Origin of the sequence: Thermomonas fusca DSM 15424, from assembly GCF_000423885.1 — a bacterium.
GTDB lineage: Bacteria > Pseudomonadota > Gammaproteobacteria > Xanthomonadales > Xanthomonadaceae > Thermomonas > Thermomonas fusca.
Genome location: NZ_AUIV01000005.1, coordinates 32,064 through 51,573, shown reverse-complemented (window position 1 = coordinate 51,573; position 19,510 = coordinate 32,064). Strand labels below are relative to the sequence as shown.

19 protein-coding genes, 4 tRNA genes and 1 other RNA gene are annotated in these 19,510 nt (G+C 70.1%); 10 read left to right on the top strand and 14 right to left on the bottom strand.

Going from position 1 to position 19,510, the window contains the following annotated elements; all coding sequences use genetic code 11:
• Positions 1 to 7: 7 nt before the first annotated feature.
• Positions 8 to 1,849 (bottom strand): glycosyltransferase family 39 protein, encoded by a 1,842-nt coding sequence (locus G582_RS0102210; RefSeq protein WP_028838435.1) that lies wholly within the window; start codon positions 1,847 to 1,849, stop codon positions 8 to 10.
• A 54-nt stretch (positions 1,850 to 1,903) separates the two neighbouring features.
• Here G582_RS0102210 and G582_RS0102205 point away from each other — a divergent pair, with 54 nt between their 5' ends.
• Genes G582_RS0102205 through G582_RS0102195 form a run of 3 tightly spaced genes read left to right on the top strand, consistent with a single transcriptional unit; the run spans position 1,904 to position 5,772 of the window.
• The gene (locus G582_RS0102205; protein WP_051246525.1) at positions 1,904 to 2,854 is read left to right on the top strand and encodes an AAA family ATPase; all 951 of its coding nucleotides are present in this window, start codon (positions 1,904 to 1,906) and stop codon (positions 2,852 to 2,854) included.
• A gap of 37 nt (positions 2,855 to 2,891) precedes the next feature.
• Positions 2,892 to 3,827, top strand: a complete 936-nt coding sequence (locus G582_RS0102200) for a DUF58 domain-containing protein (protein WP_051246522.1) — start codon at positions 2,892 to 2,894, stop codon at positions 3,825 to 3,827.
• Positions 3,820 to 5,772 (top strand): transglutaminase TgpA family protein, encoded by a 1,953-nt coding sequence (locus G582_RS0102195; protein WP_028838432.1) that lies wholly within the window; start codon positions 3,820 to 3,822, stop codon positions 5,770 to 5,772. The genes G582_RS0102200 and G582_RS0102195 overlap by 8 nt, the downstream gene beginning before the upstream one ends.
• A 109-nt stretch (positions 5,773 to 5,881) precedes the next feature.
• Here G582_RS0102195 and G582_RS0102190 read toward each other — a convergent pair whose 3' ends face one another.
• The 4 genes from G582_RS0102190 to dnaX all read right to left on the bottom strand — a co-directional run bounded on the left by G582_RS0102190 (position 5,882) and on the right by dnaX (position 9,046).
• Positions 5,882 to 6,235 (bottom strand): histidine triad nucleotide-binding protein, encoded by a 354-nt coding sequence (locus G582_RS0102190; protein ID WP_028838431.1) that lies wholly within the window; start codon positions 6,233 to 6,235, stop codon positions 5,882 to 5,884.
• A 101-nt stretch (positions 6,236 to 6,336) separates the two neighbouring features.
• Positions 6,337 to 6,933: a recombination mediator RecR gene (gene recR, locus G582_RS0102185; protein WP_028838430.1), complete on the bottom strand. Its 597-nt coding sequence runs from the start codon at positions 6,931 to 6,933 to the stop codon at positions 6,337 to 6,339.
• A 47-nt stretch (positions 6,934 to 6,980) separates the two neighbouring features.
• Positions 6,981 to 7,301, bottom strand: a complete 321-nt coding sequence (locus tag G582_RS0102180) for a YbaB/EbfC family nucleoid-associated protein (protein WP_028838429.1) — start codon at positions 7,299 to 7,301, stop codon at positions 6,981 to 6,983.
• 29 nt (positions 7,302 to 7,330) lie between these two features.
• Positions 7,331 to 9,046, bottom strand: coding sequence for a DNA polymerase III subunit gamma/tau (dnaX, locus tag G582_RS0102175; protein ID WP_028838428.1), 1,716 nt, complete (start codon positions 9,044 to 9,046; stop codon positions 7,331 to 7,333).
• A gap of 93 nt (positions 9,047 to 9,139) precedes the next feature.
• Between dnaX and G582_RS0102170 the strand changes: the two genes are divergently transcribed.
• Positions 9,140 to 9,232, top strand: a tRNA-Ser gene (locus G582_RS0102170).
• Between the two features lie 43 nt (positions 9,233 to 9,275).
• Positions 9,276 to 9,372, top strand: an RNA gene (gene ffs / locus G582_RS17415) — signal recognition particle sRNA small type.
• Between the two features lie 146 nt (positions 9,373 to 9,518).
• Here the strand turns inward: ffs and G582_RS0102165 are convergent.
• Positions 9,519 to 10,262 (bottom strand): 3-deoxy-D-manno-octulosonic acid kinase, encoded by a 744-nt coding sequence (locus tag G582_RS0102165; RefSeq protein ID WP_028838427.1) that lies wholly within the window; start codon positions 10,260 to 10,262, stop codon positions 9,519 to 9,521.
• 21 nt (positions 10,263 to 10,283) lie between these two features.
• On the opposite strand from G582_RS0102165, the gene G582_RS0102160 reads away from it, so the two are divergent.
• Complete coding sequence (locus tag G582_RS0102160; RefSeq protein ID WP_248642640.1) at positions 10,284 to 11,336, top strand: glycosyltransferase family 9 protein; 1,053 nt, start codon at positions 10,284 to 10,286, stop codon at positions 11,334 to 11,336.
• Between the two features lie 4 nt (positions 11,337 to 11,340).
• Here G582_RS0102160 and G582_RS0102155 read toward each other — a convergent pair whose 3' ends face one another.
• Complete coding sequence (locus G582_RS0102155) at positions 11,341 to 11,748, bottom strand: DUF6165 family protein (protein ID WP_028838425.1); 408 nt, start codon at positions 11,746 to 11,748, stop codon at positions 11,341 to 11,343.
• Positions 11,749 to 11,830: 82 nt separating this feature from the next.
• Here G582_RS0102155 and G582_RS0102150 point away from each other — a divergent pair.
• Together G582_RS0102150 and G582_RS0102145 are read left to right on the top strand one after the other, a co-directional pair.
• Positions 11,831 to 11,921, top strand: a tRNA-Ser gene (locus G582_RS0102150).
• Positions 11,922 to 12,237: 316 nt separating this feature from the next.
• Positions 12,238 to 12,942: a PP2C family protein-serine/threonine phosphatase gene (locus G582_RS0102145; protein ID WP_028838424.1), complete on the top strand. Its 705-nt coding sequence runs from the start codon at positions 12,238 to 12,240 to the stop codon at positions 12,940 to 12,942.
• Positions 12,943 to 12,985: 43 nt separating this feature from the next.
• Here G582_RS0102145 and dnaQ read toward each other — a convergent pair whose 3' ends face one another.
• The 3 genes from dnaQ to G582_RS15095 are packed head-to-tail and all read right to left on the bottom strand — an operon-like array spanning position 12,986 to position 14,831.
• Positions 12,986 to 13,714: a DNA polymerase III subunit epsilon gene (gene dnaQ, locus G582_RS0102140; protein ID WP_028838423.1), complete on the bottom strand. Its 729-nt coding sequence runs from the start codon at positions 13,712 to 13,714 to the stop codon at positions 12,986 to 12,988.
• Positions 13,714 to 14,172 carry a ribonuclease HI gene (gene rnhA, locus G582_RS0102135; RefSeq protein ID WP_038052498.1) on the bottom strand — a complete coding sequence of 153 codons (459 nt, stop codon included), beginning with the start codon at positions 14,170 to 14,172 and terminating at the stop codon, positions 13,714 to 13,716. The genes dnaQ and rnhA overlap by 1 nt, the downstream gene beginning before the upstream one ends.
• Complete coding sequence (locus G582_RS15095) at positions 14,169 to 14,831, bottom strand: hypothetical protein (RefSeq protein WP_138347911.1); 663 nt, start codon at positions 14,829 to 14,831, stop codon at positions 14,169 to 14,171. Before G582_RS15095 ends, rnhA begins: the two co-directional genes overlap by 4 nt.
• A gap of 46 nt (positions 14,832 to 14,877) precedes the next feature.
• Here G582_RS15095 and gloB point away from each other — a divergent pair, with 46 nt between their 5' ends.
• Both gloB and G582_RS0102120 read left to right on the top strand, forming a co-directional pair.
• Entirely contained in the window at positions 14,878 to 15,642 is a 765-nt protein-coding gene (gene gloB, locus G582_RS0102125) for a hydroxyacylglutathione hydrolase (protein WP_028838421.1), read from the top strand.
• Between the two features lie 99 nt (positions 15,643 to 15,741).
• Positions 15,742 to 16,530: an enoyl-ACP reductase FabI gene (locus tag G582_RS0102120; protein ID WP_028838420.1), complete on the top strand. Its 789-nt coding sequence runs from the start codon at positions 15,742 to 15,744 to the stop codon at positions 16,528 to 16,530.
• Positions 16,531 to 16,623: 93 nt separating this feature from the next.
• Here the strand turns inward: G582_RS0102120 and G582_RS18540 are convergent, their stop codons facing one another.
• From G582_RS18540 to G582_RS0102100, 4 genes are all read right to left on the bottom strand, one after another.
• Entirely contained in the window at positions 16,624 to 18,591 is a 1,968-nt protein-coding gene (locus G582_RS18540) for a SurA N-terminal domain-containing protein (RefSeq protein WP_028838419.1), read from the bottom strand.
• A gap of 119 nt (positions 18,592 to 18,710) precedes the next feature.
• Positions 18,711 to 18,787: transfer RNA gene (locus tag G582_RS0102110), tRNA-Asp, on the bottom strand.
• Between the two features lie 60 nt (positions 18,788 to 18,847).
• A tRNA-Val gene (locus G582_RS0102105) sits at positions 18,848 to 18,922 on the bottom strand.
• Positions 18,923 to 19,033: 111 nt separating this feature from the next.
• Positions 19,034 to 19,306 (bottom strand): HU family DNA-binding protein, encoded by a 273-nt coding sequence (locus tag G582_RS0102100; protein ID WP_028838418.1) that lies wholly within the window; start codon positions 19,304 to 19,306, stop codon positions 19,034 to 19,036.
• Between the last annotated feature and the right edge of the window lie 204 nt (positions 19,307 to 19,510).

Genomic DNA, 19,510 nt, shown 5'->3' with positions numbered 1-19,510 from the left:
GGCAGGCTCAACGCAGCTCGACGGGTTGTTCGGGGCCGTCCTCGACCGCGCCGTCGCCGCCGGTCACGCGCAGGCCCAGCCAGTGCGTGCCGGTCGGCAGCGCGCGCGCGTCCACCTCGGCGCTGAACTGCACCTGCGGCACGGCCGGATCAAGCGAGCGGCCCTGCAGGAAGTCGTCGACCACCCATGGGTTGGCGCCGGCGCGTTGCGCCGTGCCTATCACCCGCCCATCCAGCAGCACTTCCAGCCTGCGCACCCCCGCCACGTCCTTGGCCGCCCACGCCGTCACCCTGAAGCGCCGCCCGACCTGCGCACCGGCTGCAGGCGCATCGATATTGGCCAGCGCCGGCGTCACGCACGCCCCGTCGCCGCGCCGTGCCGGCAATGCGAACAACAGGAAGCGCTGGCGGCCGTGGTCGATGTTCAAGACCCGCGGCGGCGGCAGCGGACCGACCTGTTCGCACAGCTGCTGGAAATACGCCAGCTGATCGCGGAACTTCACGTCGGTGGCGGCGGCCACCAGCAGCATCGGCGCATCACGGGCACCGTCGTGCTGCAGCCCCCACAGCGCCAGCTGCGGCGCGCGGCCGTGGTGGTGGTTGAGCGGATGGTCGAGCACGGCGATGCGCGGGTCGGCTAGCAGGAATCCGAGTTCGGCGCCGATCTTGAAATCGCCGGCCAGCAACCGCGTGCCGGCCGGCATGGCGGCACGCTCGGCGCGTACCGCCTCCTCCAGCGCGTTCCAGCCGGCGAAGTTGGCCGGATACAGGCGATGCCCCGCGGTCTGCTCGCGCCATGCCGGCACCGAGGCCATGAGGAAGAAGCCCAGCACCACCGCCAGTCCCGCCGCCGCGGTGGCCAGCGTGGCGATGCGCCAGCCGCGCGGCCAGCCGGCCAGCACCGCCGGCAGCAGCGGCAGCAGCGCGACGAAGCCGGGCAGCGGCCAGTGGAAGCTGACCCGCTCGCGATCGGCGAAGAATCCCAGCAGCAGGAAACCCAGCACGATGCCGCTGCCGCACAGCGCCAGATAGCGCGCGGCCGGGCGTCCCCCGCGCAGGCCGCGCCATGCAGCCACCGCCATCGCCCCCAGCAGCAGTGGCGTGGCCGGCAGGAGCTGCAGTAGGCCCAGCAGCAGGCCGTCGCCACCGAAGTGCCAGGGATGCCGGTCCACCAGCTGGAAGCGCAGGCCGGCATCGGCGTTTCGCAGGTTCCACAGCAGCAGCGGCAGCCAGGCCAGCGCGCCGATGGCCACCGCAAGCCACGGTGCAGGATGGCGCAGCGCGCGGCGACCGTCGCGCAGCATCAACAGCGCGGCAAACCCCATCGCGATCACCGCAACGAAGCGGTAATGGGTCAAACCGCCCAGCAGCAGGCCCAGCGCCAGTTCGCCGACCGCGAATCCATCGTCACCGCGCAGCAGCCGCAACCCAGCATCCAGGCACAACAGCGTGGCCAGCAGCAACGGAACATCGGGCAACCCCAGGATTCCCAGGCTGCCGGCCAACGGCATCAACAGCGCCAGCAGCCCGGCCTGCCAGCCGGTGTTCGCATCGAATTCGCGCGCCGCCATCCGCACCACCAGCCACGGGATCGCCGCGCCGATCAGCAGGAACGGCAGCCGCAGGCCCAGCGCATGCTGGCCGAACACCTCCACGCCCAGCCGCGCCAGCCACGCGGTCAGCGCCGGCAGGTCGGAATAGGCCCAGGCCGGATGCTGACCCTCCTGCCAGTAGAAGGCCTCGTCGACGAACAGCGGCAGCCGCACCGCCAGCGCCAGCTTGAGCACGCACAGCAACAACCAGCAGGCAATGAACCCGCGCCGCGCCGCCGCGCTTCTCGCATCCTGCATTCCCGGCGTCCTCGCTACACTCGTTGCCACTTCCGAGAACCGATGCCCAACGACATGTCCGCGATCCCGGTACCGGCGCCGATGCTAACCGATGAGCTGCAGCAAGCCCTGCGCGACGCGCAGGCGCAGGTGAACACGCTGGTGCTGGGCAAGCCGGTGCAGGTCCGGCTTGCCTTCGTCGCCCTGCTGGCGGGCGGCCACCTGCTGATCGAGGACCTGCCCGGGCTCGGCAAGACCACCCTGGCGCATGCGCTGGCGGCCACGCTGGGGCTGGATTTCAGCCGCGTGCAGTTCACCTCCGACCTGCTGCCGTCGGACATCCTCGGCGTATCGGTGTACGAGGCACAGGCACGCCGCTTCGAGTTCCATCCTGGCCCGGTATTCACCCACGTGCTGCTGGCCGACGAGATCAACCGCGCCCCGCCGCGCACCCAGAGCGCGCTGCTGGAGGCGATGGCCGAACACCAGGTCAGCATCGACGGCCAGACCCGCGCCCTGCCCGATCCCTTCCTGGTCATCGCCACCCAGAACCCGGTGGACCTGTCCGGCACCTACCCGTTGCCGGATTCTCAGCTGGATCGCTTCCTGCTGCGGCTGGCGCTCGGCTATCCCGATGCGGCGGCGGAACGCGCGCTGCTGGCCGGCAGCGACCGCCGCGAACTGATCGCGAACATAGCGCCGGTGCTGGACGCGCCGCGCATCCTCGCGCTGCGCCGCGCGGTGCCGCAGGTGCATGCCGCCGAGCCGCTGCTGGACTACGTGCAGGCACTGATCGCGCGCAGCCGCCAGCAGCCCGGCGTGCGGGTGGGCCTGTCGCCGCGGGCCGGGCTGGCGCTGCTGCGCGCGGCGCGCGCGCATGCGCTGCTGCTGGGCCGCGGCCACGTGGTGCCCGAGGACGTGCAGGCGCTGTTCCCGGCGGTGGCCGAGCACCGGCTGGTGGCGGATGCCGACACCCCGGCTGCCAGCCTGGCCAAGGCGATCCTGCACGCGGTCGCGGTGGACTGAGGTGATCGCCGCGCTGCGCAGGCGCACGCGGGCGTGGATGCGCCCGCGCGCCCCGGAAACGCTGCCGGCGCAGCTCACGCGCCACCGCATCTACGTGCTGCCCACCGCCAGCGGGCTGTTCTTCGGCCTGCTGCTGGGGGCGATGTTGCTGGGCGCACTCAACTTCAACAACAACCCGGCGCTGCTGCTGGCCCTGCTGCTGGCCGGCGCAGCGCAGGCCAGCCTGATCGCCGCGCACATGCAGCTGTCCGGGCTGCGGGTGGACGCGGTGGCGGCCGAACCGGTGGCGGCCGGCGAGGACCTGCATCTGCGTATCGCCCTGGGCGCGACCGATGCACGCCAGCGCCGCGGCCTGCGGGTGGCGATGGGCAGACACGCCACCCATATCGCGCTGGACGCCAGCGGCGCCTCCGCCGAACTGCGCTTGCCCACCACGCACCGCGGGCTGCTGCCGCTACCGCGACTGGAACTGTCCAGCGTGCAGCCGCTGGGGCTGGCGCGGGCCTGGGGCTATGCCTGGCCGGCGCAATCGCTGCTGGTCTACCCGGCGCTGGAAACCCAGGCGCCGCCACTGCCGGTGCCCGCCGGCGGGCAGGACCATGCGCAGGCCGCGCGCTCCGGCGACGACCCGCACCATCTGCGCGGCTACCGCCCCGGCGATCCGCCGCGCACGGTGGCGTGGAAGGCCTCCGCCCGCCACGACAGCCTGCTGGTGCGCGACTACGAACAGCAGCGCGGCGGGGAACTGCTGCTGGACTGGCAGCAGACCGCCGGCCTGCCCTACGAGCAGCGCATCCGCCGGTTGGCGCGCTGGGTCGACGATGCCGAGCGCGACGGCCGCCGCTACGGCCTGCAGCTGCCGGCGCAGCCGCCCATCGCCAGCGACCGCGGGCCGCCGCACCGGCACCGCTGCCTGCGCGCGCTGGCGCTGCTGCCGCATGACCCGCCGGCGTCGGAGCCTGCGCATGGCTGAGCACGCATCGCCGCCGATGACGCCCCGCGCCCGCATGCAGGTGCTGCTGGCGGCCGCCGCCTGCCTGCTGCCGCTGCTGCTGCAGCTGTCGGCCTGGCTGGGGCCGGCCTTCGGCGTCGGCGCGCTGGCGGTGGCCGCGGCTTCGTGGCGGCGGCCGATGCCGGCGCTGCTGCGGCTGCTGCTCAGCGCCTGCGCGCTGCTGGCGGTGGCGGTGGTGGCGCCGGGCATCGGCCGCGACACCGCGTGCGCGGTGCTGGCGGCGATGCTGGCGCTCAAGCCGGCCGAAACCTTCAGCCTGCGCGACGGCCGCAGCCTGGTTGGCTTCGGCCTGTTCGCACCGTTCGCCACCTTCCTGCTCGATCAAGGTCCGGCCAGTCTGGCGCTGGCGCTGCTGGCGGTGCTGCTCGCGCTGCTGGCGCTGCAGCAGCTAGCCGCGGACGAGGGCGAAGTCGCGCAGCCCGCCGGGCGCGGCGCTGCGACCTTCGGCGTGCTGCGCCTGTTCGCGCTCGGGCTGCCACTGGCGCTGGCGGCGTTCTGGCTGTTCCCGCGCCTGCCTTCGCCGCTGTGGGGGCTGCCGCACCGCAGCGTCGCCACGCCGGGCCTGTCCGACACGATGACCCCGGGCAGCATGGCCGAACTTCTGCTGGACGACAGCCCGGCCGCCCGCGTGCAGTTCTTCGGTGCCACTCCCGCGCCGCAGCAGATGTACTGGCGCGGGCCGGTGCTGTGGGATTTCGATGGCCGCAGCTGGCGCCAGGCGCGCGACCTGCAGCGCTTCCCCGCTGCACCGATGCAGCCGGCCGGCGCGGGCTGGGATTACCGTATCGACCTCGAGCCAACCGAGGACCGCCAGCTGGTCGCGCTGGACCTGCCCACCCTGCTGCCGGACGGCGCCTACGCCAGCCGCGACTACACGCCGTGGGCGGAAACCGCGCAGTACAACGTGTCGCGCTGGCGCATGCATTCGGCGCCGCCGGCTGCGTTCGAGACCGAACTCCCGCCGCCGCTGCGCGCGCGCGCACTGGCGCTGCCGCGGGGCTACAACCCGCGCACAGTCGCACTGGGCCGGCAGTGGCGGCACGAAGCCGGCAGCGACGCGCAGGGCCGCAGCGACGACGCCATCATCGGCCGCGCGCTGGCGATGATCCGCCGCGACTTCGCCTACACCCTCAACGTGCCGCTGGCCGGCCGCAACGAGGTCGACGACTTCCTGTTCGACCGCAGGGAAGGCTATTGCGAGCACTTCAGCTCCGCATTCGTGGTGCTGATGCGCGCCGCCGGTATTCCCGCGCGGGTGGTCACCGGCTATGCAGGCGCCTATCGCAATCCCATCGGCGACTACTGGCTGGTGCGCAAGTCGGACGCCCATGCCTGGGCCGAAGTCTGGTTGCCGGCGCGCGGCTGGGTGCGCGTGGATCCCACCGCCGCGGTCGCGCCCGAACGCGTCTACGACACCATCGCCGACCGCCAGCCGGGCCGCATTGCCGGGCTCGACGCGCTGGTGCCGATGTTCAACGCCAGCGACTGGCTGCGCCGCGGCTGGAACGACTTCGTGCTGGGCTTCAACGCGCAGCGCCAGCAAAGCCTGCTCAAGCCGCTGGGGCTGGACCGGCTGGGCGCGGGCGCACTGGTCGCGCTGTTCGCCGCCATCGCCGCGCTGGCGCTGGCATGGATGGCCTGGCTGATCGCCCGCGGCGAACGCCAGCGCGATCCGCTGCTGCGCGCCTGGCACGCGCTGGAAGCGCGCTACCGCAGGCTCGGCCGCGGCCGCGCGGCGCACGAACCGGCGCTGGCCTGGGCCACGCGGGTGGCGGCGGACAGCCCCCGCGCCGGCCAGCACCTGGCCACGCTGGCCGCGCGCTTCAACCAGGCGCGCTATGCGCCGGCAGGCAACCGCGCGGCACTGCAGGCGCTGCTGCGCGACCTGCGCGTGCATCGCCCCTGAGGCACGGCGGGCCGGGCCAGCCCGTCGAAATCATGCCGACCGCTGATCGAGATGCACCGGCCGGCCGCTTCCGCGTGCCCACCTGGATGAAGGCGCGACGGTCGCCCCCCTACTTCTGCGGCGTACCGAAACGCCCCAGCGGCGCCCCGGCCAGCAAATGCAGGTGGATCTGGAACACCGTCTGGCCACCTTCGCCATTGCAGTTCATCACGATCCGGTAGCCGTCTTCGGCGAAGCCCTGCGCCTTTGCATAGCGCGCCGCGGCAGTGGCGAGCCGGCCGATCACCACCGCATCTCCTTCGGGTACGTCATTGAGCGTGGCGAAATCCTGCTTCGGCACAAACAGCACGTGTACCGGCGCCTGCGGCGCGATGTCGCGGAACGCGATCAGCTGTTCGTCCTCGAACACGATGTCGGCGGGAATTTCGCGGCGGATGATCTTGTGGAACAGGGTGTCGGACATGGCGGGCTCCTGTCGGAATTACCGTGCATTGTAGGAGCGCAGCACAGGCCCGATGCCCCTTGTCGATCCACACGCAACGCAACGCGCCGCGCGCTGCGTTGCTACGGGATTTCGCTGCGGCTGCCGAACGCGTGCGAAAGAGTGCCGCGGTCCACGTATTCCAGCTCGCCGCCCAGCGGCACGCCGTGCGCCAGCCGGCTGGGCGCAACCCCGCGCGCGCGCGCCAGCTGCGCCAGGTAGTGCGCGGTCGCCTCACCCTCCACGGTGGGATTGGTGGCGACGATCAGTTCGCGCACTTCGCCCTGCTCCAGCCGCTGCGCGAGCTGGTCCAGGCCCAGCTCGCGCGGGCCGATGCCGTCGAGCGGGCTCAACCGCCCCTGCAGCACGAAATACAGGCCGCGGAAGCCGGTGGCCTGCTCGATCGCCAGGCGGTCGGCCGGGGTTTCCACCACACAGAGCAGCTGCGCGTCGCGGGCGCTGTTGGCGCAAGTGGGGCAGACCTCGGCCTCGCTGAAATCGCGGCAGCGGCTGCAGTGGCGGATCCGCTCCATCGCTTCGGCCAGCGCATCGGCCAGCCGCCGGCCGCCGTCGCGCTGGCGCTCCAGCAGGTGGTAGGCCATCCGCTGCGCGGATTTCTGGCCCACGCCAGGCAGCACCCGCAAGGCGTCGATCAGTTGTTCGAGGAGGGAAACTGTCATGTGTTCTTGATCGTCATTCCCGCGAAGGCGGGAATGACGGCGGGGACTCAGAACGGCAGCTTGAAGCCCGGCGGCAGCTGCATGCCGGCGGTGGCGCCGGCCATCTTTTCCTGCGAGGCGGCATTGATCTTGTTGACCGCGTCGTTGAAGGCGGCGGCCACCAGGTCCTCGGCCATTTCCGGGTCGGAGAACACGGTCGGATCGATGCGCACCTTGCGGCAGTCCATGCGCCCGCCAAGGGTCACGCTGACCATGCCGCCGCCGGCGCTGCCGGTGGCTTCCAGCGCCGCCACCTCTTCCTGCGCGCGCGCCATGTTTTCCTGCATCTGCTGCGCCTGCTGCATCAGCTGGGCGATGTTTCCACGCATGTCGTTCTTCCGTAGTTGCGATGTTGATTTCAGTTCGCGCCGAGCGGGCGGATCGAGTCCGGCACGATCTGCGCGCCGTGCTGCTGGACCAGCCGCTGGATGCCGGGGTCGGCAGCGAAGCCGCTCTCCGCTCCAGCCTGGCGCGCGTCGCGCTCGCGTGCGTTGCGGGCGTTCGCGGTTTCGCCGCGCGGCTGGCCGATCTCGAAGCGGACCTGCACCTCGCCACCAAGCTGCCGACCCACCGCATCGCACAGCTGCAGCACCAGGCTGGGTGACTTCAGGTGCTCCTGCTCGGACGCCAGCGAGAGCCGCAGCACGCCATCGGCATGGCCGACGAAGCCCGCGTTCTCCGCCAGCAGCTTGGCCGGGCCGCGCAGGCCGCAGCCCGCGACCAGCTCCAGCCAGTGCTCCGAATCGGTGACCAGCAGCGCACTGCCCGCAGATGCGTAGGCGTTGCTGGCGGGCACGACGTCCGCCACGCGCGGCTTGGGCGCGGGTAGTATCTCCGCGGGCGCGGAAGCTGGCGCGGGCGGCGGCGGTGCCGGCACCACTTCGGCCATGGCCGCACGCGCCCGGGCGGCGGCATCGGTGCGTGCTTGCGAAGACTGCGGTACGGCCTGCGCGGCAGCGGCCGGCTGCGGCCGCGGGGCCGCCAGCTGCGCGGCGGCATCCGGCCGGAACGCCAGCATCCGCAGCAGGGTCATTTCGAAGCCGCTGCGCGGGCTGGGCGCGTGGCCGAGGTCGCGGCGGCCGTTGAGCGCCATCTGGTACCACAGCTGCACCAGCTCGGGCCGCAGCTGCGCGGCCAGCCTTTCGACGTCGATGGCATCGCTGCCGACATCCACCGACGGCACCAGCTGCTTCACCTGGATGCGGTGCAGCGCATGCGCGAAGGCATCGAGGATGCTCGCCCAGTCCGGGGAGAACTCCGCCAGCTGTGCGGCCTCGTCCAGCAGGCGCTCGCCATCGGCGTCGGCCAGCGCGGCCAGCAGCGCCTGCACGCGGCTGCGGTCCACCGTGCCCAGCATCGCGGCCACGGTCACCCCGTCCAGCCGGCCGCCGGCGTAGGCGATGGCCTGGTCCAGCAGCGACAGGCCGTCGCGCAGGCTGCCGTCGGCGGCACGCGCCAGCTGCGCCACCGCGTCGTCGTCGGCCTCGATGCCCTCGGCGCCAAGGATCTTGACGATCTGGCCGTGGATCTGCGCCTCGTCCAGCCGCTTGAGGTTGAACTGCAGGCAGCGGCTGAGCACCGTGACCAGCAGCTTTTCCGGGTCGGTGGTGGCGAACAGGAACTTGACGTGCCCGGGCGGCTCTTCCAGCGTCTTCAGCAGCGCGTTGAACGCCGGCTTCGACAGCATGTGCACTTCGTCGATCAGGTAGACCTTGTACTTGCCGCGGCTGGGCATGTACTGCGCGTTTTCGATCAGCTCGCGGACGTTGTCCACGCCGGTGTTCGAGGCGGCGTCGATCTCCAGCAGGTCGATGTAGCGGCCGGCGTCGATGGCCAGGCAGGTCTCGCACTCGCCGCAGGGATCGCTCGACGTACCGCGCTCGCAGTTGAGCGATTTGGCGAAAATGCGCGCGATGGTGGTCTTGCCGACGCCGCGGGTGCCGGTGAACAGGAATGCGTGGTGGACGCGCCCGGTTTCCAGTGCGTTGGTCAGCGCACGCACCACGTGTTCCTGGCCGACCAGTTCGGCGAAACGCCGGGGACGCCACTTGCGGGCAAGCACGAGATAGGACATGCCGTCATTGTGGCATGGGCCGCCGGCGCGTCGATGCCCCTGCCCAGGGTTCTGTTGTGGAACGGCCGGGCCACCGCTAGAATGCGCGGTTCCGGAGAGGTGTCCGAGTGGTTGAAGGAGCACGCCTGGAAAGTGTGTAAGCGTCTAAACCGCGCTTCGGGGGTTCGAATCCCCCTCTCTCCGCCAGGTTTCAGGGCAGCGCGCTGCGCGGCCCACGTCTATGGTGGCCCCGTCGGCCCCTCGCGACGCTAGGTCGAAAACTCCGCCAGGGCCGGAAGGCAGCAACGGTATCGACTGACGCGGGCGCCGAGGTCAGCCGGCGGGGTCACCGCCTTTTCGGGCTTTGCCATGAATCCGAAGTCTGCTTCGCAAGCCTTGGGCCGCAGGCTCGTCGTTTCCAATCCCCCGCTCGCTGCGCGAGCCGCCCCTTGCAAAGTGGGCTGAAGCAATCGCTTCGGCCTGCTGCAAAGATTCAGTAACCGCGATCCCACGTTACCGCGTAGGCGGCGCGCAGACGGGCGAAGTCGGCATCCACCTCCTCCGCGCTGCGCATGCCGCGCAGCTTGCGCAGCGAGCGGTGCAGGCGTTCGAGATTGGCTTCGCGCCAGGCGGTGGCGGGAATGCGCAGGCGCGACTGATCGAGGTCGATGAACCAGCCGCGCCCCTGCCCATCGAACAGGATGTTGTGCGCGTTCAGATCGGCATGGTCCAGCCCGGCCCGATGGAACTTCGCAATCAGCTGACCCGCGGCCTCCCAAGGCGCGATGCCGTCGGCCGCCAGCGCGGCCAGCGGGCGCACGTCCTGCAGGCGCTGCATCAGGATCGCCGCGCGGTAATGCACCCCCTCCCGGTGGTACCAGGCGGCAAACGGCAGCGGCACCGGCAGCTTCTTCGCCCGCAGGGTGCGCAGCAGACGGAACTCGGCAAAGCTGCGCACCCGCTGGATGCCGCGCCACAGGTGGCGGTCGCGGTTGAAGCGGGCGACCAGGCCGCCGCGCAGGTAGTGCCGCAGCAGCGCATCGCCTTGGCCGAAATCGATGAACCAGGCGCCGCCGCGGCCGCCTTCAGCCACCCGCTGGGCGGCCATGCCCCAGTGTTCCGGGTCGAACCAGTCCGGCTCGGGTTGCCGCAGCTGCGTGCGGTCGAACAGAATCGCGCCATAGCCGCGCGCGTCGCGGAACGGCGTCAGATGTTCGTTGGCGTCGAAGCCCGTCATTCTTCCGAGTGTAACAACCGCGTGCAAAAACCCCATGCCCCGCGTTCGATCTGCCTGCTGCGACTGTCCGCGCTGGGCGATGTCACCCACGTGCTGCCGCTGGTGCGCACGCTGCAAGCGGGCCTGCCCGGGGTCGAGCTGACCTGGGTCATCGGCCGCGGCGAGCACCGCCTGCTGGACGGCCTGCCCGGCGTGCGCTTCGTCGAATACGACAAGAAGGCCGGGCTGGCCGGGATGCGCGCGCTGCGCCGCGAACTGGCCCAACGCTTCGATGCGCTGCTGCAGCTGCAGGTCTCCGCGCGCGCGAACCTGCTGTCGGCGTTCGTGCCGGCGCGGCGTCGGATCGGCTACGACAGATCGCGCAGCAAGGAAGGCCACGGCCTGTTCGTCAGCGAGCGCATCCCCGACCACGGCGACATCCACGTGCTGGACGCCATCGGCAGCTTCTGCGAACCGCTGGGGCTGGTGCGCGACGAAGTGGTCTGGAATCTGCCGGTGCCGGATGACGCCCATGCATGGGCGCGCGCGCAATGGCAGCACGACGGCCGCCGCACGCTGATGATCTCGCCCTGCTCCAGCCACGCCCTGCGCAACTGGCGCGCCGAGCGCTACGCCGCACTGGCCGACCACGCCGCGGCGCAGGGCTGGCGGATCCTGCTGTGCGGCGGGCGCAGCGAACTGGAACGTAGCACCGGCAACGCGATCCTGGGCGCGATGACCGCGCGCGACGGCGTGCTGGACCTGATCGGCAAGGACACCCTCAAGCAGCTGCCGGCCCTGCTGGCCCGTGCCGACCTGCTGGTCACGCCGGACTCCGGCCCGATGCACATCGCCAATGCAATGGGTACGAAGGTGCTGGGCCTGCACGCCGCCACCAACCCGCACCGCAGCGGGCCGTATTCCGACCGCCGCTGGTGCGTGGACCGCTATGACGATGCCGCGCGCAGGTTCCGCGGCAAGCCGGCGGCGGAACTGAAGTGGGGAACGAAGATCGAGGCCGAGGGCGTGATGGACCTGATCGGCGTGGCCGATGCCATCGGCGCCTTCGAGCGCTTCCGCACGACCTTCGGTTGAGGGCTCAGGCGCCCTGCCCGCTGCCGTAGTCCTGGTAGGACTTTTCCTCGACGTAGGCCGAGCCCAGCGCCAGGTTGATGTCCTTCTTCACCCGCGCGCGGATGTCGTTCTGGAAGTAGACCGAACGGGCCAGCTGGATGAACTCCTCGTCGAAGGCCTGGGCCTTTTCCTTCAGGCGGATGTCGTCCTCGATCACCCACAGGCGCTCGTTGACCGCCTTCAGCTCGGCCCGCAGCGTGACGATGTCCCGACCGGCGGCGGGATGGGCCATCCAGGTCTTCTCCAGCGCGGACAGCTCGGCACGGACGTTGGCCAGCTTGGCCGGGTCCGTCATGCGCTCGGACTTGATCTGCAGGATGGCGATCTTGTCCAGCAGCTCGCCGAACGACACGGGCACCAGGATTTCGGACATCGGGACGCAGCCTCCGGAGGGGCGGCCAGTGTAACGCCTTGCCGACAGGCAGCTGGCCCCGTATCATCTGCGGCCCACTTCCGGAGAGGTGGCAGAGCGGTTGAATGTACCTGACTCGAAATCAGGCGTAGGTTTATAGCCTACCGAGGGTTCGAATCCCTCCCTCTCCGCCAGACATGAAAGCGCCCCCGTCAGGGGGCGTTTTCATGTCTGCGGGGACGCGACGTACGAGCACCCGCGCAGGGTTCGACTGCTCGGCAGGATTGCCGCCGCAGGCTGCCCGCAGGACGAGGGCCATGGATGACCCGAGTCCATCCCTCCCACCGCGACCGACCCAAACGCCGCCCCACGCCAGACTTCCGGCACAGGCGCCCCGTCGCGCCCTCCACAATCATTGCCCAACGGCAGCGCAAATCCGCATTGCCGTCACGTCCGGTTCCTGCGCATGATTCCGTTACTTCCCATGACACCCGGACAAATGCCGCGCGCATGATCGAATTCGGACATCTGACCCATGTCGGCCTGCGGCGCGAGCTGAACGAAGACACCTATTACGGCGACAGCGACCTGGGGCTGTGGCTGGTCGCCGACGGCATGGGCGGCCACGAGTACGGCGAGGTCGCCAGCGCCCTGGCGCGGGAAACCATCGTCCGCCAGGTGCGCGCCGGCAGCACTCTGGCCGAGGCCATCCGCATCGCCGACGAGGAAATCATCCGTTGCTCCCGGCGCCGCGGCGACAGCCTGCCGATGGGCACCACGGTGGTGGTGGCCCGGGTCAACGGCAATCGCTTCGAAGTGGCCTGGGTCGGCGACAGCCGGGTCTACCTCTGGCGGGACAGCACCCTGACCCAGATCTCGCACGACCATAGCTACGTGCAGGAACTGATCGCCCAGGGCGCCATCAGCGCCGACCAGGCCCGCAGCCACCCGCATCGCAACGTGGTGACCCAGGCGCTGGGCGTGACCGCGCCGGAACAGCTCAACGTGGAAACACTCGCGGGCGAGCTGCGCCCGGGCATGCAGCTGCTGCTGTGCAGCGACGGGCTGACCGAGGAAGTGGATGACCGTCACATCGCGCAGGTGCTCGCGCACCGCGAATGCAGCGCGCAGGAATGCGTCGATGGCCTGGTCGCGGCGGCGCTGGATGGCGGCGGCTCGGACAACGTGACGGTGGTGCTGGTTCGGCGGCACTGAGCCGCGATCCGCAACCACCGCCGGGCTTGTCGGCACTGAATCGCTAAGCGGCGCCCGCTTCGGCTTCCGCTTCCAGCTCCAGCCATACGCAGCGCCCGGCCTTCTTGGCCAGGCCGGCCAGCCGCGCGGCGTGGGCTTCGGCCTCCTCGGCGCTGACATGCACCCGTGGGCGCGGCGCAGCTTCGCCCAGCTCCACCACGAACGCCACCTCGGCCGCTGCCTGCGGCGCCGCCTCGCTGTCGAAGCCGATCTCGCCCTGGCCCGAGGTCAGCGCCAGGTACACATCCATCAGGATCTGGGCGTCGAGCAGCGCGCCGTGCAGCTGGCGCTGCGAGTTGTCCACGCCCAGCCGCTTGCACAGCGCGTCCAGCGAGTTGCGCTGGCCGGGATAGCGCTGGCGCGCCATCAACAGGGTGTCTTCCACCGTGCAGCGATCCTGGATGCGTCCCAGACCGTCCAGGCGCGCCAGCTCGGCATTGAGGAAGCCAAGATCGAAAGCGGCGTTGTGGATGACTAGCTCGGCGCCGTCGATGAAGTCCAGGAATTCGCCGGCGACCTCGGCGAAGCGGGGCTTGTCGGCAAGGAACTCGAGGGTCAGGCCGGTGACTTCCTGCGCACCGGGCTCGAACTCGCGATCCGGCTTCAGGTAGCGATGGAAGGTGCGCCCGGTCGGCCGCCGTTCCAGCATTTCCACGCAGCCGATTTCGACCACGCGGTTGCCTTTCTGCCATTCCAGGCCGGTGGTTTCGGTATCGAGGATGACCTGCCGCATCAGCCCGTGTACTCCTTGTGCTTGAGCGCCTGCAGACGTGCCAGCTGATCGACGCGCTCGTTCTCGGGATGCCCGGCGTGCCCCTTGACCCAGCGCCAGTCGACCGCATGCCGGCTGGCGGCCGCATGCAGTCGTTCCCACAGGTCGCGGTTCTTGACCGGATCGCCGCCTGAAGTTTTCCAGCCACGCCGGATCCAGCCGGCCATCCATTCGGTGATGCCTTGGCGGACGTACTGCGAATCGGTGGTCAGCACCACGTTGCAGGGCTCCTTCAGGGTCTCCAGCGCGGCGATCGCCGCCATCAGCTCCATCCGGTTGTTGGTGGTGGCCGCTTCGCCACCGGACAGTTCGCGCTCGACGCCGCGCCAACACAGCAGCGCGGCCCAGCCACCCGGGCCGGGATTGCCCAGGCAGGCGCCGTCGGTATGGATGTCCACGTGCTTGCGTGCAGGACTCACGCCGTCGTCCCCGCCTGCAGCGCCAGCGGCCGCGGCTTGCGCAACGGGGTCATCGGCAGCCTGCGCTTCTCGGCGCGCAACAGGAACGCGGCGCGCAGGCCCACGCCGTCCTGCAGGCGCGCATCCGCGGCGATCTCCCAGACCGGGCCGATCCCCTGGGTCAGCGAATCCGGCGACAGTCCGGCCGCGCGCAGGCGCTTGCGCCAGGTGACCGGCTCGCGCGCATGCAGCCCCTGCCCCCACCAGCGCAGCCGGTAGGGCGACAGCGGGTTCAACGCCAGCAGCCACAGCCAGCCACCGGGCAACAGCACTCGCGCGCATTCGGCCAGCAGCTGGTCCTGGTCGCAGCCGGAGGCGTCGCCATGCTGGACGATGACCACCGCGCAGGATTCGCTGGCCAGCGGCAGCGGCAGGCCGCAGCGCAGGTCGCCGTGGAAGGCGGCGCCGTCCAGGTTCAGGCGCAGCGGCAGCGGGCCGTCGGCAGCCTCCGGCAGCGGCGCAGCCGCTGGCCCCAACCACAGCGCGGCCTGGCCTGGGCGCTGCTGCAGCGCGGCGCCCACGCAGTCGGCTTCGCTATCCAGCAACACCTGCCCCATCGCCCCCGCAAACCAGGCAGCGGCGGCGGGATCGGGTTGTGGGCGGAACGGCGACAGCGGCATGATCGGGATTCTGCGGGAAAGCCCGCATCACGTCACGGCTGGACAAATGCACGCGCTGCCGCTCCCGGCGTTCGACGACAATTACATTTGGCTGCTGCGCGATGGCACCGGCCGCGCGCTGGTGGTCGATCCCGGTGATGCGGCCCCGGTGCTGGCCGCGCTGGGCGATGGCCCGCCGCCGCATGCGATCCTGCTGACCCACCATCACGGCGACCATATCGGCGGCGTCGACGAGCTGCTGGCGCGCTGGCCGGGCACGCCGGTGTTCGCGCCGCGGGACGAGCGCATCGCCAGCGCCAGCCAATGGGTGGAGAGTGGAGACGAGGTGGCCGTCGGGCCGTGGCGCTTCCGCGTGCTGGCCGTCCCCGGCCACACCCGCAGCCACGTGGCCTACCACGGCGAGGGCCTGCTGTTCTGCGGCGATACCCTGTTCAGCCTTGGCTGCGGGCGGATGTTCGAGGGCACGGCTGCGCAGATGCACGCCTCGCTGGCGCGCCTGGCTGCGCTGCCAGGCGACACGAAGGTCTGCTGCGCGCACGAATACACGCTGGCCAACGCGGCGTTCGCACTGGCGGTCGATCCCGAAAATCCGGCGCTGCAGGCGCGGGCGGACGCAATCCGCAGCCTGCGCGCGGCAGGCCAGCCCACGCTGCCGACCCGGCTGGGCGAAGAGCGCGCCTGCAACCCGTTCCTGCGCTGCGCCGAACCGGCCGTGCGCGCGGCGGCGCAGCGCCATGCGGGCCGGCCGCTGGCCAACGACGCCGAGGTGTTCGGCGCGCTGCGCGTATGGAAGGACGGCTTCCGCGCCTGATCCGCTCCGTACGGGCGCGAACACTGGCCGCAGCCCCGCGCGCAGGGCACACTAGAGCATTCGCTCGACGCGCCCCACGCGCACATTCAAGGAGACACCATGGGATTCCTGCAGGGCAAGCGCGCGCTGGTCACCGGCATCGCCAGCCAGCGTTCGATCGCCACCGGCATCGCCGACGCCTTCCACCGCCAAGGCGCCGAGCTGGCGCTGACCTACCAGAACGAAAAACTCAAGTCGCGCGTCGAGGACGCCGCCGCTGGCTACGGCAGCAACATCGTGCTGCCGCTGGACGTGGCCGATGACGCCCAGATCGACAACTGCTTCGCCGAGCTGGGCAAGCACTGGAGCGACGGCTTCGACATCCTCGTCCATTGCATCGCGTTCGCACCGCGCGAGGCGATCGAGGGCGACTTCCTCGACGGCATCAACCGCGAGCGCTACCACATCGCCCACGACATCAGCGCCTACTCGCTGGCCGCGCTGGGCAAGGCCGCGCGCCCGCTGATGAAGGGCCGCAACGGCAGCGTCCTCACCCTGTCCTACCTCGGCGCCGAGCGCGCGCTGGCCAACTACAACACGATGGGCGTGGCCAAGGCCTCGCTGGAAGCCACCGTCCGCTACATGGCGATGGCGCTGGGTCCGGAGGGCACCCGCGTCAATGCGATCTCGGCCGGCCCGATCCGCACGCTGGCCGCATCGGGCGTCGCCAATTTCCGCAAGATGCTGAGCAGCTTCGAAGCCGCCGCACCGCTGCGTCGTGCGGTCACCATCGAGGACGTGGGCAATACCGCCGCGTTCCTGTGCTCGGATCTGGCCAGCGGCATCACCGGCGAGATCACCTACGTCGACGCCGGCTACAACATCATGGGCATGAGCGGGATCGACTGATCGCACTCCGCCGCAACAAAAAACGCCCGGCATTGCCGGGCGTTTTCACATCCGGGCGATGGCGGCGCGATCCACCGCGCCGCCCGCCACGCGTCAGAGCCGGTCTTCCGCCACCTTGATGGTGTACTTGGCGCGCGCCGCGCGGATGAAGGCGTCCTGTGCCTGCATGCCGTGCGCCGCCGACATCTGCTTGCGTAGGGTGTCGCGCTCCTGCGGCGTGACCTGACCGATGTCCGCATCGCGCACCGCGCGCACCGCGAACACCACGTACTGGCCACCTGCCAACACCTTGTTGACCGAAGCCTGCCCGGCCTGCGGACGCGGCTCGTTGAAGAACGCCTGCGCCGCCTGCGGCGACGGCACCGGCATGCCGCGGGTGATGTCGTTCAGGTCCGCCACGGCCAGCCCGGCCTCCTGCGCAGCTGCCGCCAGGCCCTTGGCCTTCGCCGCCTTCACCAGCGCGTCCGCCGCGGCCTCAGCCGCCTTGCGCTGGCGATCCGCACGGATCGCCGCCACCACCGCGTCGCGCACCTGCGCCAGCGGCAGCGCCTTCTCGGCCTCGTGTTCGATTACCCGGACCAGCACCGTGCGCTCCGGGCCCAGCTCGATCGGATCGCTGGCGGTGCCGTCCTGCAGCATGGTCTCGGAGAACGCCACCCGCAGTACCTTCTGGTCGCTGGCAATGCCCGGGCCACCGGCGCGGGTAAACGCCGGCGTGGTCTGCAGCGGCAGGCCCAGCGCCTTGGCGGCCGGCTCCAGCGAGGTCGGCGTGCGGTAGGCCGCGTCCACCAGCTTGCCGGTCAGCTCGTTGAAGGCGCGCTCGCGCGAGCCTTCCTGCAGCTCCTTCTCCAGGTCCGCGCGCACGTCCTCGAACGGCCGCTGCACCGCCGGCTGGACGGCGTTGACCTTGATGATGTGCCAGCCGAAATCGGTCTTCACCGGCCCACGCACTTCGCCCGCCTGCATCGCGAAGGCGGTGTCGTCGAAGGCGCCCGGCATGCCGCCCTTGGCGATCAGGCCCAAGCTGCCGCCGCCGGCCTTGGAGCCGGCGTCGTCCGAGTTGGCGCGCGCCAGCGCGGCGAAGTCCGCACCAGGCGCCTTCGCCTCGGCGGCCAGCTTCTTGGCCTTGGCTTCCGCGGCTTTCTTGTCTGCGTCGCTGGCATTCGCGGCCACGGTCACCAGGATATGCGCGACGTCGCGCTTCTCGGTCGAGGAATACTTGCCGATCTGCTCCTGATAGCGCTTGTGCAGCGCGGCCTCGTCCACCGCCGCGGCCGGCACCGCGCTGCCGTCGACCTCGACGTACTCCAGCCGCACCGTTTCCGGCTTGCGGTATTCGGACTTGTGGGCCTGGTACCACGCATCGATCTGCGCTGCAGTCACTTCGCCGGCATCCGGCGCGACCGGCGGCAGGGCCACGAAGCCGACGTCGCGATGCTCGCCCAGCAGGCGCATCAGGCGATCCAGCTCGGCATCGGTGACGAACGCGGAGCGGGCGATGCCGGACGGAATCAGTTCGTTCTTCAGGCTGTCGCGGATTCGTGCTTCGAAGTCGCGCGGGCTCATCGGCGGGTTCTGCGACGCCAGCAGCAGCTGGTAACGGTCGGCGTTGAACGCGCCGTCCACCTGGAAATCGGGGAACTTGCGGATCGACTCGCGCACTTCGGCGTCGCTGATGACGATGCCGTCGCGTTCGGCGGCCAGCTTCATCAGCTGTTCGTCGATCAGCGCATCGAGGATCCGGCGCTTGTTCTCGACCGACTCGAACGCCTTCGGGTCGAAGTTCTCGCCCTGCTGCTCGCGCATGTTCATGCGGACCATTTCCAGGCGCTCGCGATAGACCTGCGAATCGATGTCGTGGAACGTCCACAGGTAGCTAACCGGCCATACCTGCGGCGCCGACTTCCACCACGAGGGCGGCTGCGCGATGCGCGCGGCGTAGTTGTCCACCTGCTGCGACATGTATGACTCCATGCCGAAGAAGGCGAACGGGACGATCAGCAGGCCGAGGATCACGGTGGCGATCCAACCGGAAGTCTTATCGCGAAGTTTCTGCAGCATGGGCGAACCGGCAGTGAGACGTAGCCGGTTAGTCTAACCCGAGCGAAGCGGCCGACACGCGCGGCGCGACCGGCGCACAGCAAAAAGCCCTGCATCGCTGCAGGGCTCTTGCTTCAAACTGGCGGAGTGGACGGGACTCGAACCCGCGACCTCCGGCGTGACAGGCCAGCATTCTAACCGACTGAACTACCACTCCGCTGTGAGCCCGCAATCATACCTACATTTTTCGTAGGCGCAACACTTTTCTTTCGCGACCTGGTGGGCACTGAGGGGATCGAACCCCCGACCCGCTCCGTGTAAAGGAGCCGCTCTACCGCTGAGCTAAGTGCCCAGGCCGGTGATTATCGCAGCAGGCGCCGCGCAACGGAACCTTTGCGCCGGTTCCAGCCACGAAAAAGCCCGGCTTGCGGCCGGGCTTTTCGAAGATCCCTGAGGGAAACGGTCAGTTGACCGCGTCCTTCAGCGCCTTGCCGGCCTTGAACGCCGGGTTCTTGGAGGCCTTGATCTTGATGGTGTCGCCGGTGCGCGGGTTGCGGCCGGTACGGGCGCCACGCTTGCGGACCGAGAAGGTGCCGAAGCCCACGAGGGTCACGGTGTCGCCCTTCTTGAGGGCCTTGGTGATGGCGGCGACCATCGCATCAACAGCGCGACCGGCATCGGCCTTGGTCAGTTCGGCATTGTCGGCGACGGCTTCGACGAATTCGGCTTTGTTCATTTGCTTGTTGGCTCCGTTGCGGAAAGTGACGCGGAGAATTCTCGTTGACCGGAACCGCGGCGCTCCCCTGCCTTGGTTCCGGGCTTGCCGCGACGCCAGGTCAGACCGCCGCGGTTGCCAACCTTATACCAGCGCCGTTTCCGGCGCGCAACACGAAAGCGAGCAGTGGTGCGGCTTTCAGACACATGTCGGCAATCATGCGCG

Bases quoted from the DNA above. Each gene is read 5' to 3' on its own strand.
- G582_RS0102210 (WP_028838435.1), bottom strand. From the start codon at position 1,849: ATGCAGGATGCGAGAAGCGCGGCGGCGCGGCGCGGGTTCATTGCCTGC.
- G582_RS0102205 (WP_051246525.1), top strand. From the start codon at position 1,904: ATGTCCGCGATCCCGGTACCGGCGCCGATGCTAACCGATGAGCTGCAG.
- G582_RS0102200 (WP_051246522.1), top strand. From the start codon at position 2,892: ATGCGCCCGCGCGCCCCGGAAACGCTGCCGGCGCAGCTCACGCGCCAC.
- G582_RS0102195 (WP_028838432.1), top strand. From the start codon at position 3,820: ATGGCTGAGCACGCATCGCCGCCGATGACGCCCCGCGCCCGCATGCAG.
- G582_RS0102190 (WP_028838431.1), bottom strand. From the start codon at position 6,235: ATGTCCGACACCCTGTTCCACAAGATCATCCGCCGCGAAATTCCCGCC.
- recR (WP_028838430.1), bottom strand. From the start codon at position 6,933: ATGACAGTTTCCCTCCTCGAACAACTGATCGACGCCTTGCGGGTGCTG.
- G582_RS0102180 (WP_028838429.1), bottom strand. From the start codon at position 7,301: ATGCGTGGAAACATCGCCCAGCTGATGCAGCAGGCGCAGCAGATGCAG.
- dnaX (WP_028838428.1), bottom strand. From the start codon at position 9,046: ATGTCCTATCTCGTGCTTGCCCGCAAGTGGCGTCCCCGGCGTTTCGCC.
- G582_RS0102165 (WP_028838427.1), bottom strand. From the start codon at position 10,262: ATGACGGGCTTCGACGCCAACGAACATCTGACGCCGTTCCGCGACGCG.
- G582_RS0102155 (WP_028838425.1), bottom strand. From the start codon at position 11,748: ATGTCCGAAATCCTGGTGCCCGTGTCGTTCGGCGAGCTGCTGGACAAG.
- G582_RS0102145 (WP_028838424.1), top strand. From the start codon at position 12,238: ATGATCGAATTCGGACATCTGACCCATGTCGGCCTGCGGCGCGAGCTG.
- dnaQ (WP_028838423.1), bottom strand. From the start codon at position 13,714: ATGCGGCAGGTCATCCTCGATACCGAAACCACCGGCCTGGAATGGCAG.
- G582_RS15095 (WP_138347911.1), bottom strand. From the start codon at position 14,831: ATGCCGCTGTCGCCGTTCCGCCCACAACCCGATCCCGCCGCCGCTGCC.
- gloB (WP_028838421.1), top strand. From the start codon at position 14,878: ATGCACGCGCTGCCGCTCCCGGCGTTCGACGACAATTACATTTGGCTG.
- G582_RS0102120 (WP_028838420.1), top strand. From the start codon at position 15,742: ATGGGATTCCTGCAGGGCAAGCGCGCGCTGGTCACCGGCATCGCCAGC.
- G582_RS18540 (WP_028838419.1), bottom strand. From the start codon at position 18,591: ATGCTGCAGAAACTTCGCGATAAGACTTCCGGTTGGATCGCCACCGTG.
- G582_RS0102100 (WP_028838418.1), bottom strand. From the start codon at position 19,306: ATGAACAAAGCCGAATTCGTCGAAGCCGTCGCCGACAATGCCGAACTG.